Here is a 13605-nt window from a genome sequence, read left to right on the forward strand (position 1 = left end):
TCCACCATGGTTGTTGGTGAAGAAGACCTGCTTGCAAGCCTCCAGCAGGTTGGTCTGGTTGATGGATTCCAAGGTGCCGTGCATCTCAGCAATCATCAACGCATCCCCAGTAATAGTCAGCGAGTGCGGGCCTTGCTTACGGTAGGTCATGCGCACCCCAGGCTTGGGCACACGCTTGGGCTTGAGCTCTTTTAACCGCTTAGCCGCCACGGCTGGAATGTTGTGTGCGTCGGTGCCGGCAAGTCTGAGTCTTAGATTCCAGGCATCCAGCTGATTCTTGAGTTTCGAAGTGTAGGACTCGATAAGGCTTAACGTGGCCACATCATGGCCCTGGTCCAGGGCACGCGCACGCGCGGTGCGTTGCTTACCAGTGAACTTGGTAGCACCGAAGTAGATGTGGTGCAGGCGTGCTAATTCGGCGGCATCGGCCGGTGCGGCACCGCGTGCGCGTAGGTGTTGTTCTCCTCCTCCCGCTTGCCCCACCAACGTGATCCCCGAGTTACGGAAGGAGAAATAGGTCTCTAAATCCCCCATGACCCAGAACACTAAACCAGCGACCCCCACCCCGCAACCGCAAAAGAAGAATCTAGAGCTTGATCATCGATTCCCAACCGAAGGGAATCTCATCCGAATCGACAATCTTGCGACCGAAGGGGAAGCAGGTTACCGGAATCATCTTCAGGTTGGCCCACGCAACGGGAAGGCCCACGATGGTCACGGCCTGGGCCGCAGCAGTCGTGACGTGGCCAATGGCCAGCCACAGGCCGGCGACGAGGAACCAGACGACGTTGGAGAACCGCGACATTCCACCAGTACCCTTGACCGGCTGAATGACGGAGCGCCCAAAGGGCCACAGCGCGAAGTTCGCCATGCGCATCGAGGCCACGCCAGCGGGGATAGTCACGATGGGGATACAGGCCAGGATGCCGAGAAGGAGGTAGCCCAGCGCGAGGGCAAGGCCACCCGTTGCCAACCAGATGATGTTCAAAATGATCTTCATACCACCAAGCCTAGCCGCGCGGCTGGCAGTGCGGGCACCACCAGATGACGCGCTCCAGTTCGCCGTCGTCGCCGCCGGCATCCACACCACCCAGCGTGGATTTCTCAATAAGCGTGCCACACCGCCGACAGCGCTGGCGGTTGCGTCCGAAGACATACGTGGTCTCCCCTGCCCGTTTCACGCCAGTGGTCACGCGCACCGGGGAGTCGCGGTTGGCCCAGATGAGGCGGCGGGAGAGGGTGAGGATCTGGGGGACGTCGACAAGCGCTACGGGCGTTGCAGGATGGATACCGGCCAGGAAGCAGATTTCTGCGCGATACTCGTTGCCCAATCCCGCCACATTGCGTTGATCCAGGAGTGCCGCGCCAATGCTGCGCTCAGGGCGCGACTCGATGCGCCGCACCGCCTCCTCAAAGCCGCCCTCTAACCACTCCGGCGCGAGGATGTCAGGACCCAAGTGCGCCATACGTTGCTCAAACTCGCGTGCCGGGAAAACCTCAACCAGCCCCAGCCAGTGGCCCACCAGCTCGATATCGCGCGGTGAATTCTCCAGTTGCAGCACCACACGCGCGCTGTGGCCGGGCTTGCGCCAGCGGTCCCCGGCGTAGTGGATGGCCCAGGTGCCCTCCATCTTGAGATGTGTGTGCAGAATCAGCTCGCCACCAAAATCCATGAAGAGGTGCTTGCCATAGGGCCAGACTTCCTCACACACCAGCCCATCGAAACGCACGGTGGCATAGCGCGGCACGCGCAGGGAGGAGGAGGTCACGCGCCGGCCTTCCATAAACTGCAGCCGGTTAGACAGCTGCAGAACGGAATCACCCTCTGGCACAGCAGAACCTCCTCACCAAACGGGTGCCTACTCTACCGGCGTGTGCTGCCCAGTTCCCAACGGCTCCCACGGGGTAATGACGTGCCGTCGCCCGAGATCCTCAATCTTCTTCACACCCAGCAGCTGCAGGGTGTTCTTGAATTCGGCAGCGAGCAGCTCGATGGCGCGGTCGACGCCTTCCTTACCGCCAGCCATCAGACCATAGAGGTAGGCTCGTCCGATGAGGACGAAGTCTGCGCCGAGGGCCAAGGCGATGGCGATGTCCACGCCGGACATGACGCCGGAATCGTAGATGATCTCTACTTCTGGGCCCACCTCTGCGCGCACGGCCTCAAGGGCCTGGAGTGTGTTGACTACGCGGTCGAGCTGGCGCCCGCCATGGGAGGAAACGACCACTCCGTCAGCGCCCAAGTCGATGACCTTGCGGGCGTCCGCCGGGTTGACGATTCCCTTGACGAAGAGCTTGCCCTTCCACTGCTGGCGTATCCACGCCAGGTCCTCGAAGTTGAGGCCGGGGTCAAACATGGTGTTGACCAGCTCGCCCAAGGTGCCGGTAGTGGACGTGAGGGAGGCGAAAGTGACTGGGTCCGTGGTAAGAAAATTGAACCACCATTCCGGGCGCCACGCGGCGTCGAAGACAGTACCGGCGGTCAGGCGCGGCGGGATGCGCATGCCGTTGCGGGTATCACGCAGGCGCTGGCCTGCCACGGGCGTATCCACGGTGACGACGAGAGTGTCATAGCCGTTGGCGGCAGCGCGGTCCATAAGGTCCTGGCACGCGGCGTGATCTTTCCACAGGTACAGCTGGAACCAGCGGCGTCCGCTCGCGCCTTGCGACGCCGCCACCTCCTCCACCGAGCGCGTCCCCATCGTGGAGAGTGTAAACGGGATGCCTGCATCGCGCGCGGCTTGGCAGCCTGCATCTTCGCCCTCGGCATGCATGAAACGGGTAAAGCCGGTTGGGGCAATTCCGAAAGGTAGCGCGGCGGGTTCACCGGCGATCTCGGTGCCGAGGTTGATGTCATGTGCACCGTTGAGCACGTTGGGCATAAGGCGCACATCACGGAAGAAATCACGGGATTCCTGGTAGCTCACCTCATCGCGGGCGGCGCCGTCGACATAGTCGAAGGCGGCCTTCGGGGTGCGGCGCTTGGCAATCCGACGCAGATCCCACACGTCTGCAGCTTCCGCCAGACGGGCGGCTCGGCGGTCAAAGTTGGGAGCCTCGAACCGCATGAGGTTTTTCAGCTCGGTGACGTTGGGCAGTTGTCGTTTTAGCCGCATGGAAAGCACGACTCCTTAAAATCTAATGGTCTATCGTCTTTCCACGTTAGGCCTTGCGCCGAGTCGCTGAGGAAGCATTGCCCCTTAAAATTCAGCGTCGACGGCGTCGCGGGCGGAAGCCACCCGGGCTTCCAGGTTTTCCGGGTGAACCAATCTCGCCCACGGTGCCAGGAGCTTCGTCATCCGAGTCGTCGAAGGAAAGCTCCTCGATGGCATCCACGGCGCGACGTCCACCCCGGCGAGCGGGACGGTGCGGCTCGGAGGGGGCTGCAGAAGATCGCGAAGGCATCACTGAGTTCGCGGAGCCAGTAATGCGCACACCTTTCGGTGTCAAAGCCGCACCGGCCGCGCGCAACTCACCGGCAAGCTCACCGTCAAAAATGGGACGGCCGTTAGCCTTCTCAATGACGAGCTTGCTTAGGCGGCCTGCGGCAACCAGCTCAGAGAGGCCCGCGAGAATGGCGGACACCACCTCGGTGCGCTCGATGCCCTCGGGCAGCGCCGCGAAGAACGTGGTGAGCGTCTTGCCGCCGCGGGTCAGGTGTGCGACGGGCAGGCCATCCATGAGCACCACCAAGGCACCGGCAGCGCGGGTGGGGCGGGCGGCGGAGTCAGAGGCATCGGAGGGTGGCCACGGCAGGGCTGCTCCGTAGGGGTTGGCCGGGTCGGTTGCGGCGAGAACGTAGGCCTGCGGCTCGTGGGTTCCGGAGGGCCAGCCGGTCACGTCTGGCGAATCCGCCAACCCGCGCAGGCGATCGATGACCGCGGGGGTGGAGAACTGCGCAGCGCCTAGGCCCTCGATGACGTAACCGCGCATGGCCTTGCCGGATTCCTCAAAGCCAGAGAGCACCTTATAGGCCAGGGCGAAACCACCGAGGACGTCCTCGGCCACCACGGAACCGCGGGTGAGCACGCCATAGCGATCCAGCCAAGCTTCGCCATGCGCGATGGACCGCGACGTCGCATCCGTGGCGGCGGGAACGGACAGGGACCAGCGTCCCACCACGTCGGGCGCGGTTGCCGCACCAGCAGCATTGTGGGACTGGGCAAAGGACGTACGCCCCATGCGCAGGCGGGACCGGGTTGGCCGGCGTTTAGCGCGGTGAGCAGCCCGCCCCGCGCGGCCGCCCGTAGCCAGGTGAGCACGGATCGGGGAGAAGGAATCGGGACTCACCAAGCCGGCTTCTACTAGGCCCCAGAGCGCTTCGCGAACCTCCTCGCTCGTGCCGCTCAAGCGCGGTTGGATATCGGAGATGAGGTAGCTGCCGCCGCCGCTTAAGGCTTCAAGGATCTGGGTTTGCAGCATGGACAAGCCCGCCTCCTCCGCGGAGACCTGGGGTGCGAGCTGCGCGGCGTAATCCACCGGCAGCAGCATGATCCAGGGGTCATTCGCACCCGCCCTGCCCGCGCCCACAATGAGGACCTCGCCACTAGCGGTGAGCTCATCCAGCATGGTCGGCGAATAATCCCCCACACGCGCGGGCAGGATAAGGCTCTCCCAAGCAGACGCGGGCAGGCGCACGCCCGCCAGCTGCTCAATAACCGCGAAGACGCCATCCACCCCGCGCAGCACCGGGCGCCGCCCCACCGCGGCCACCTGCTGCCACTCCGGCAGGAAACGCCCAAAGGCCGCGGGCGTGACCGGCTGCGTAGCCGCCCGAGCTGCCGCCAGTGAGCGCGAGCGAATAACTTTGAGTACGTCCGCCGCGCAGTATTCCTGCTCCTCCACGCCCTGGCGGTAGCGCCCGGCCAGTATGGAATCCAGACTGTTCAGCGTCGAGTGCGCCACCGCAGCCGAAAGGCCAAAGGCTTCTTGCACATCGCGCGCAATGAACGGCCCGCGCGTGCGCGCCCACCGGCTGACCAGCTGATCTACGGCATCGGTGATAGTGGCTTGCTGGGCGGGGATGCCGGGCGGGACGGGGATGCCCAGACCGTCGCGAAGCAGCGGCGCATCCACCGCTTGGGCTATGTGTTCGCGGCCGTTGATACGCACCCACATAATGCGCGCACCGAGCGCATCGAGTGCGCTCAATGGCACCGTGCAATGTGCGCCCAGCTCGTCGACGGGAATCGGGCCCAGCACGCGCAGCAGGTCTGCGACCTCCTCGGTGGTGCGCGCCTGACGCTCCGGGGTGGTGCGCTGCAGCTGGGCGTGGACCTCGGCGATAATGTTGGCGTCGAGAAGCTCGCGCAGCTCCACCGTGCCCAACAACTTGGCCAACAACGCCGGGTCCAGGGCCAAGGCCGCCGCGCGCTTTTCCGCCAAAGGTGAGTCGCCCTCGTACATGAAGGCGCCGGTGTAATTAAACAGCAGCGAAGACGCGAAGGGCGAAGGCTGCTCCGTGGTGACCTCCGCGATGCGAATGCGGCGGTGCGCCAGTTCCCGCATGACCTCCGTGAGCGCCGACAGGTCGTAAACATCCTGCACGCACTCGCGTACGGTCTCCAGGATGATGGGGAAAGAGGGGTAGTTGCGAGCGACGTCGAGAAGCTGCTCCGCGCGCTGGCGCTGCTGCCACAACGGCGCGCGCTTGCCCGGATTGCGCCGCGGCAGGAGCAACGCACGCGCCGCGCACTCCCGGAAACGGGAAGCGAAGAGCGCGGAGTTACCCACCTGCTCGGTGACGATGTCCGCGATCTCATCCGCATCGAACTGAAACAGCGAGGCATCCGGGTCCGCCTCGCCCTGCGGCAGGCGCAGCACGATGCCGTCATCACCCGCCACTGCCTGCGCGTCCATGCCCGTGCGCTCCGCCACGCGCTGCCCCACCGCCAAGGCCCATGCCGCATTGACCGGCCGGCCAAACGGGGTGTGCAGCACCACGCGCCAATCCCCCAGCTCATCAGTGAAGCGCTCCAGCAGCAGCGTCTTCTCATCCGGGATAAGCCCGGTGGCCTCCTCCTGCTCCTTGAGGTAGGCCGCGATATTGCAGCGGGCGAGCTCATCGGCGTCGCGCACGACGGACGGATCCGCATATGCTTCTCGACGAAACGCCCCCAACGCCTTGCCCAGCTCATAGGGCCGCCCCGCCTGGTCGCCGTTCCAGAAAGGCAGCCGGCCTGTGTGCCCCGGTGCGGGAGTAACCAGCACCTGGTCGCGCGTAATCTCCTCCACGCGCCAGCTCGTCGCACCAAGCGTGAAGATGTCCCCCACGCGCGACTCATAGACCATTTCCTCATCGAGCTCGCCCACGCGGCGCGGGGATTTCTCGTTGCCTCCCACGAGGAAAACGCCGAACATACCGCGGTCGGGAATGGTACCGCCGTTGGTCACCGCCACGCGCTGCGCCCCGGGACGCGGGGTGAGCACGCCGCTCACGCGGTCATAGACCACGCGGGGTTTAAGCTCCGCAAAATCCGTCGAGGGATACACGCCACTGACCAGATCCAGCACGGAATCGAAGACCTCGCGTGCCAGATCGCGGTAGGGCCAGGAGCGGCGGATGAGGGAATACCAGTCGTCGGCAAGCAGGCCCTCCTCCCCTGCCGCTGCCACAGCGGCCACCGTCTGCTGGGCCAACACGTCGAGCGGGTTACGCGGGGCGTGCATCTCCTCGATGAGGCCGTCCTCCATACGCGCGACAGTGAGCGCCGATTGCACAAGATCCGCGCGGTGCTTGGGATAGAAGGAGCCGTGGGAGACCGCGCCGACCGAGTGCCCGGCGCGGCCCACACGTTGCAGACCAGAGGCCACGGACGGCGGCGATTCCACCTGCACCACCAGCTCCACCGCACCCATGTCGATGCCTAGCTCCAGGGAGCTGGTGGCGACCACGGCCTTGAGTGTTCCCTCCTTGAGCATCGTCTCAGTCAGCGCACGCTCGTCCTTGGACACCGAGCCGTGGTGCGCGCGGGCAATGACGGCAGGGGCCTTTCCGGCGACGTCGACTTGCTTCATCAGCTGGGCTGGGTCGCGCCGGGTGGCTGGGCTTAAGGATTCCGGGTCGTGTTCCTGGGCGTAGAGCTCGTTAAGGCGGCTGGTGAGCCTTTCGGCGGTGCGGCGTGAGTTGACGAAGACTAGGGTGGAGCGGTGCTCCATGATCTCGGCGTAGAGCTCCTCTTCAATGAACGGCCAGATCGACCTCGCCGCGGGCAAGGCCGATTCTTGTGGGCCTTGGGTGATGCCCAGGGGGTCGTCGACAGTAGCCTCCCCGATGGTGGATGCGTGCTCCGGGGTGGGTAGATCTGACATGTCCTCCACGGGCACGTGGACGTCGAGCTGCCAGCGCTTCTTGGCCGGCGGCGCGATGATGTCGACGGGACGATCGCCGCCGAGAAAGTTGGCCACGGCACTGAGCGGCCGCACAGTAGCCGACAACCCAATGCGCTGAAACTCGCCCGCGATAAGGCCGAGGCGCTCCAGGGTCAGCGCCAGGTGCACGCCGCGTTTGGTGCCAGCCAGGGCATGAATTTCATCGATGATGACGGTATCGACGGTCTTGAGGATCCCGGCCGCCTTGGAGGTGAGCATGAGGTAGGCCGACTCCGGCGTGGTGATGAGGATGTCCGGAGGCTTGCGCACCTGGCGGGCGCGCTCTGCCTGCGGGGTATCGCCGGAGCGTACTCCCACAGTGATATCCGGCACGTCGAGGCCCAGGCGCTCGGCGGTGCGCGCGATGCCATTGAGCGGGGCGCGCAGGTTGTTCTCCACGTCCACGCCCAGGGCCTTGAGCGGGGAAATGTAGAGCACCCGTACGCCGTCGTGGGCGCCCTCGCGGGAAGGTTCATTGCTCAGCGGCAGGGCGGTCTGTCCTTCGCGCTCCACCAAGGAATTCAGCGCCCACAGAAAAGCCGCGAGTGTCTTACCAGAACCAGTCGGGGCCACCACGAGGGCGTGGGCTCCCTCGGAGATAGCCTCCCATGCTTGTTCCTGAACGGCGGTAGGAGCAGCGAAAACGTCCTCGAACCAGCCGGCGACCTGCGGGCGAAACTTTCCGAGAACGTTTTTGGGCATGCCCTACTGTAGCGCGCGCGGTAATCTGGGCGTTATGACCGTTGAGATTTCTGATTCCCGTCTAACCAACTCCCTCGCCGACGGCTGCGGCGAGATCCTCAAAGGTGTGCGCAACGGTGGCCTGTTGCGCGGCTTGGCGCTTGGTGATGCCGGCGATGAAGCCGCCCAGGAATGGATTGCCCGCGTGCTGGAGCAGCACCGCCCTCAGGACGGCGTCCTGTCTGAGGAAGCCTCCGATGACTTGAGCCGCCTGAAGAAGGAGCGCGTGTGGATCGTTGACCCGCTCGACGGCACCAAGGAGTTCGCTACCGGCCGCCAGGACTGGGCCGTCCACATCGCACTGGTGGAAAACGGAGTCCCAATCCACGCAGCCGTAGGTATGCCGGATATGGGAGTGACCTTTAAGTCTTCCGACGTACGGGCGGTGACCGGCCCGCTGTCGAAGAAGTTTGTCGTTTCTCGCAACCGCCCGCCGAAGGTGGCGGGTTATGTCGCGGACAAGATGGGCTTTGAGACCGTCGGCGTGGGTTCTGCGGGTGCCAAGGCCATCCACGTCCTGTTGGGTGACTATGACGCCTACATTCACGCCGGTGGCCAGTACGAATGGGATCAGGCTGCCCCGGTTGGCGTGGCTCTGGCGGCGGGCTTGCACTGCTCCCGTCTGGATGGCTCTCCCATCAAATTCAACAACGAGGACACCTTCATCCCAGATCTGTTGATCTGCCGCCCGGAGCTTGCCGAAGATATTCTCAAGCACGCCGCCGCCTACGCGGAGGCCAACGGCGGGTATTAGTTTTCCTTGGCCCCTTACAGCCAGTGAACATCACCGACGCACCGCGGTAACCGGGACGAGGCTGGCTGCCCAAGGGCGGACGCCTCGGCGCTGCATCGGGGCGGCTTCTACAGCCCCAATTCCATCACAAGCCGAGCAACCGCTCTGTCGTGGAACTCTGTGAAGTCCCCCAACGTATCGGCGCCGAAATACCCGAACACCTCAGCGTTAATAAGTCCGATTATTCGAACCCAGGCCTCCAACGCTTTTTCCATGACATCGGCGCTCAAACGCACCCCCATGTCCTCTGCAGAGGCATGCAGGTCACGCTCCAGCGTTGCCGTTCGTTGCTCCAAAGGTGCAACGTCGGCCGACTGCAGCAACGCCGCAATCCTCCGGCTCACTCGCGTTCCTGCCTCAACCGTTTCCTCAGCAGGAGCCTCATAGCCCAGAATAGGCGTGCCATAAATGAGCGCCCACCGCTGTGGATGCGCCAAGGCCCACTGACGCATAGCAGAGACAATGCCCACGAACCTAGCGCGGGGCTCAGCTGTGGCACGATCTGCGTAAGCGGTGGCGTCGTCAAGCGCGCCGAAGGCGTCGACAATAAGCAGTGTAAGCAGATGTGCGCGATCGGGTACATAGCGGTAGATGCCCGATGAGACGATCCCAAGCTCTCGGGCGATGGCCCGGAGGTTGAGTGCTTCTGGGCCGCCTGTGTCCAATTGTTGTCTGCCCAGTTGAGTGATGCGCTCCATAGTGTGCTGGCGGGCGCGGTCTCGCGGGGAAAGTGGCATGTGAAAACTATAGCAACCCAAAAGTAGAGAGCACCGCTCTTGATCTTTAATATCATCACCAATATTCTAGAGAGCACTAGTCACTTTTATGAATGGAGTTCTCTCTTATGAGGTTTCTCATTACTGGTGCTGGCCCCGTCGGCCGCGCACTTGCACGCGACATCACAGCCCGCGGCCACAAGTGCATCATCATGACACGAAAGCCAATCACACTGGAGGCCCTCGGGCTCGACCCAGCTACCCAACTCATAACCGCGGATGCCACACACTACGAGTCTTACCCCGACAACATCGACGGCATCGCCCACTGCATCCATGCGCCGTATGACGCGCAGCTATGGCGAAAGCTTCTTATCCCAGCGGAACGCACAGCCTTGGCGGTTGCCGCTAAACGTGACATCCCCATCGTCTTCCCAGAATCCGTCTATGCTTTCGATCCTTATTACGAGGAAGTCACGCCAGACACACCACTGACTCACTCCCCACAAGGCAAACCCGGCGTGCGAGCCGCCCTGCTCGCGGCCCGCCGAGCTTCCCCTGCGTGCGCAACCTCCGTGGTCGCATCAGATCTTATTGGCCCCGATCCCAGCCCCGGGTGCGTCTACCACCAGCTCATTATTGGGCGAAGGTTCCCGCTCGCCCTTTACAACGCACACGCAAAGCACTCCGTAACGTATCTGCCAGACTTCGCCCGCGCGCTTGCCGACGCCCTCCTCGCCCCATCCTCACCTCCCCTCATAACCACTCCCAGCGCCCCCGCTCTTACCCAAACAGAGTTCGCCGAACTTGCTGGCTGCATTCACTTACCCATTACCATTCGGCCGTGGATGGTCAGACTCGGAGGCTACGTCGATCCAAATCTCAAAGGACTCCAGGAAATGCGCTACCTATGGACTCGCCCTTCGATTCTGACTGGTTCCATCGCCGAGTGGGATGCCACGCCTACAGACGTAGCACTCCAAGAAATCGCCCAAGCTGCACAAGTCTCCCAATGACACGATTTCGCTCTACACTTAGAGACCATGATTGAGACTCCGTACGAGGACCTCCTGCGCCGCGTCCTGGAAGAAGGCACCCCCAAGGGCGATCGCACTGGTACCGGAACCCGTTCCCTTTTCGGCGCCCAGCTGCGCTATAACCTGGCAGAGTCCTTTCCGCTGCTGACCACGAAGAAGGTCTATTTTCACGGTGTGATTGGTGAGCTGCTGTGGTTCCTCCGCGGCGAGTCCAACGTGAAGTGGCTTCAGGACAACAAGGTCCGCATCTGGAACGAATGGGCCGATGAGGACGGCGAGCTCGGGCCTGTCTACGGCGTGCAGTGGCGCTCCTGGCCCACACCGGATGGCCAGCACATCGACCAGATTCAGGTCGCACTGGACACGCTGAAGAACAACCCGGATTCGCGCCGCAACCTAGTCTCCGCATGGAACGTCTCTGAGCTGGACAAGATGGCGCTGATGCCCTGCCACCTGCTCTTCCAGCTCTACGTCGCTGACGGCACGCTCTCCATGCAGGTCTACCAGCGCTCCGCCGACATGTTCCTCGGCGTTCCTTTCAACTTGGCCTCCTATGCCGCGCTGACGCACATGTTTGCCCAGCAAGCAGGCCTTGAGGTGGGCGATCTCATCTGGACCGGCGGCGATTGCCACATCTACAACGACCACATTGAGCAGGTCAAAGAGCAGCTCTCCCGCGAGCCCCGCGAATACCCGCAGCTCAAGCTCCACAAGGCCGCGAGCCTCTTTGACTACGACTTCGAGGATTTCGAAGTCATCGGCTACGACCCCCACCCCACCATCAAGGCACAGGTGTCCATCTAATGCTCGGCGCTATCTGGGCGCAGTCACTCGACGGCATCATCGGTGACGGCGCCGTCATGCCCTGGCACGTGCCAGAGGATCTCAAACACTTCAAAGAGGTCACCATGGGCGCGCCCGTCATCATGGGCCGCAAGACATGGGAATCCCTCAACCCTAAGTTCCGCCCGCTACCAGGCCGGGAGAACATCGTCCTCTCCCGTCGCGCACCTGGCGAGTGGTCTGCGGGTGCCACCGTGGTGGACAACCTCGACGCCGCACTCGATGCAGAGCTTGGCGACGCCTGGATCATCGGCGGCGGCCAACTCTACAACTCCGCCCTCGACCGCGTCGACCGAATCGAGCTCACCCTCATGGGCGTCCACGTCGGCGATGCTTATGGCAACGACGCCGTGCACGCCCCCGCCGTTCCTGAGACATTCAGCCTGTCTGCCGATACCGACTGGCTGACCTCCGAATCTGGCCACCTCACCATCCCCGGTCAGCCCCCAAGCGAGCTGCCTATGAAGTACCGATTCCTCACCTACGACCGAAAGGCTGCCGCCTAATGTCTGACAACATCACTGCCCCCGAAACCTCTGAGCATGTCACCATCTTCTTCGCCGACTGGTGCCCGTTCTGCGCCAAGCTGATCAAAAACCTGAACCGCACCGAAACCCCCTACGAGCTCGTCGACGTCGAAGCGGATTCCCCCAATACCGCCGACATCAACGCGTGGATTGAATCCGTCAACGACGGCAATCGCATCGTGCCCACCGTCCTTTACTCCGACGGCACCCACGCCACGAACCCTCCGGCTAGCGAGGTCCGCGCCAAGTACGCGGAACTGGCCGGCGAGTAAGCCAACGGCGACGCATTTACCGCCACACCGAGCGGTGCTGCTAGTCTTACCTAGGTGCCTAACGCACCCCCGCCCCAGTAGCTCAGGGGATAGAGCACGGCTCTCCTAAAGCCGGTGTCGGAAGTTCGAATCTTCTCTGGGGCACCATGTGAAGTCTCGAGACATCGTTCCGGTCGGTGTCTCGAGATTTTTGGTTTTTAGTTGCCCCGCTGGGGGTTGAGTTCGTTGTCTTTCTTGTTGTAATAGATCTTTTCTTCGGTGAGTGTGTAGGCGGCGATTTGTGCCCCGGTGGCGGTTATTTTGATGTCGACGTGGTTGTCGACGCAGACCATTGTGATGGGTTCTCCGCCCCATCTGCGTCCGATGTAGAGGCGGCGTAGTTTGCCGCCCCATCGCAGGGTTGTCTTGCCGTTGGTGCCTACTTTGTCGGTGCGTAGTCGGTAGTCGTGGTCTGGTTTTATGTCTGCTGGAAGAGCTTTGGGCAGGGCTGTGTAGGCTTCTGCGGGGGTGGTTCTTTTTAGAGCTCTGTGGGGGCGTTTGTGGTTGTAATATTCGATGATTTCTTTGAGTTGGGCGTTGAGTTCATCGAGGTTTTGAGCTGGTGTTTTGTTCGAAAGGGCTAGTTTAAGGGTGTAGTGGAAGCGTTCGACTTTTCCTTGGGTTTGGGGGTGGTAGGGTTTGCCGTTTTTCTGCTTGATTCCTAGGTCGATAAGTAGTTGCTCAAAGCCGTTTCGCGCGGGGTTTGTCCGGTCTGCGCTGGTTGTGAATGCTCGGCCGTTGTCGGTGAGGGTGGACTGAGGGTAGCCGTGTGTCTGACCTGCATTAATGAAGCTTTCAATGACGTTTCCCACGGTGGCATTGTTGTAGGCGCAGCAGGAGATGATGAACCGGGAATGGTCGTCCAAGATGGTGAGGATAGCTACTCGCTTGTGACCTGCAATAGTCCAGTCACTGTAGTCCATTTGCCATGTTTCGTTGGGCTGATCTGCTTGAAACCGTATCCATGAGCTGCGAGGACGCTTTTGTGGTTGGGGGATGACATAACCGTTGTTGGCTAGCACACGGTGGATTGTTGATGGTGCTGGTGGTGGGTCGATTCCTTCTTGCTGCAGGTGCCAGAGAATTGTGTGTGCTCCGGCGTCAGTGCCGCGTTCTGTGAGGTCCTGGCGCAGTTCAAGGATGCGGTCGACAGTGTTGGGGTTGAGTGCTCGAGGATTGGTGCGGGGGCGTTTAGAGCGTGGTTCTAGGGCGTTGATTCCGCCTTCTCGGTAGCGGGTGCTGAGAGCGGCTTGTTGGTAGGGGTGT

At 62.5% G+C, this 13605-nt stretch carries 10 protein-coding genes, 1 tRNA gene and 2 pseudogenes; 6 read left to right on the forward strand and 7 right to left on the reverse strand.

Annotation, left to right across the window (positions count from 1 at the left end):
* From HMPREF3149_RS08110 to HMPREF3149_RS08130, 5 genes and pseudogenes are all read right to left on the reverse strand, one after another.
* Positions 1-534: pseudogene (locus HMPREF3149_RS08110) on the reverse strand (HNH endonuclease); the annotation flags it as partial.
* A 52-nt stretch (positions 535-586) separates the two neighbouring features.
* Positions 587-1000, reverse strand: coding sequence for a YccF domain-containing protein (locus HMPREF3149_RS08115; protein WP_070537416.1), 414 nt, complete (start codon positions 998-1000; stop codon positions 587-589).
* Between the two features lie 10 nt (positions 1001-1010).
* Complete coding sequence (locus HMPREF3149_RS08120; RefSeq protein ID WP_070537417.1) at positions 1011-1832, reverse strand: DNA-formamidopyrimidine glycosylase family protein; 822 nt, start codon at positions 1830-1832, stop codon at positions 1011-1013.
* Positions 1833-1859: 27 nt separating this feature from the next.
* On the reverse strand, positions 1860-3116 hold the full coding sequence (locus tag HMPREF3149_RS08125) for an alpha-hydroxy acid oxidase (RefSeq protein ID WP_070537418.1): 1257 nt from the start codon (positions 3114-3116) through the stop codon (positions 1860-1862).
* A gap of 91 nt (positions 3117-3207) precedes the next feature.
* Positions 3208-8073, reverse strand: coding sequence for an ATP-dependent helicase (locus tag HMPREF3149_RS08130; RefSeq protein ID WP_070537419.1), 4866 nt, complete (start codon positions 8071-8073; stop codon positions 3208-3210).
* Positions 8074-8107: 34 nt separating this feature from the next.
* Here HMPREF3149_RS08130 and HMPREF3149_RS08135 point away from each other — a divergent pair, with 34 nt between their 5' ends.
* Complete coding sequence (locus tag HMPREF3149_RS08135) at positions 8108-8866, forward strand: 3'(2'),5'-bisphosphate nucleotidase CysQ (protein WP_201773964.1); 759 nt, start codon at positions 8108-8110, stop codon at positions 8864-8866.
* A 107-nt stretch (positions 8867-8973) separates the two neighbouring features.
* Here the strand turns inward: HMPREF3149_RS08135 and HMPREF3149_RS08140 are convergent, their stop codons facing one another.
* Positions 8974-9642, reverse strand: coding sequence for a TetR/AcrR family transcriptional regulator (locus tag HMPREF3149_RS08140; RefSeq protein ID WP_070537420.1), 669 nt, complete (start codon positions 9640-9642; stop codon positions 8974-8976).
* Between the two features lie 107 nt (positions 9643-9749).
* Here HMPREF3149_RS08140 and HMPREF3149_RS08145 point away from each other — a divergent pair, with 107 nt between their 5' ends.
* The 5 genes from HMPREF3149_RS08145 to HMPREF3149_RS08165 all read left to right on the forward strand — a co-directional run bounded on the left by HMPREF3149_RS08145 (position 9750) and on the right by HMPREF3149_RS08165 (position 12447).
* Positions 9750-10637 (forward strand): Rossmann-fold NAD(P)-binding domain-containing protein, encoded by an 888-nt coding sequence (locus tag HMPREF3149_RS08145; protein WP_070537421.1) that lies wholly within the window; start codon positions 9750-9752, stop codon positions 10635-10637.
* A gap of 27 nt (positions 10638-10664) precedes the next feature.
* Positions 10665-11462 carry a thymidylate synthase gene (locus HMPREF3149_RS08150; RefSeq protein WP_070537422.1) on the forward strand — a complete coding sequence of 266 codons (798 nt, stop codon included), beginning with the start codon at positions 10665-10667 and terminating at the stop codon, positions 11460-11462.
* Complete coding sequence (locus HMPREF3149_RS08155) at positions 11462-12007, forward strand: dihydrofolate reductase (RefSeq protein ID WP_070537423.1); 546 nt, start codon at positions 11462-11464, stop codon at positions 12005-12007. The genes HMPREF3149_RS08150 and HMPREF3149_RS08155 overlap by 1 nt, the downstream gene beginning before the upstream one ends.
* Entirely contained in the window at positions 12007-12300 is a 294-nt protein-coding gene (locus HMPREF3149_RS08160) for a glutaredoxin domain-containing protein (protein WP_070537424.1), read from the forward strand. The genes HMPREF3149_RS08155 and HMPREF3149_RS08160 overlap by 1 nt, the downstream gene beginning before the upstream one ends.
* A gap of 71 nt (positions 12301-12371) precedes the next feature.
* Positions 12372-12447 (forward strand) — tRNA-Arg (locus HMPREF3149_RS08165).
* Positions 12448-12475: 28 nt separating this feature from the next.
* Here HMPREF3149_RS08165 and HMPREF3149_RS08170 read toward each other — a convergent pair.
* Positions 12476-13605, reverse strand: a pseudogene (locus tag HMPREF3149_RS08170) (IS481 family transposase); the annotation flags it as partial.

It is taken from the genome of Corynebacterium sp. HMSC05E07, from assembly GCF_001807225.1.
Classification (GTDB): Bacteria; Actinomycetota; Actinomycetes; order Mycobacteriales; family Mycobacteriaceae; genus Corynebacterium; species Corynebacterium singulare.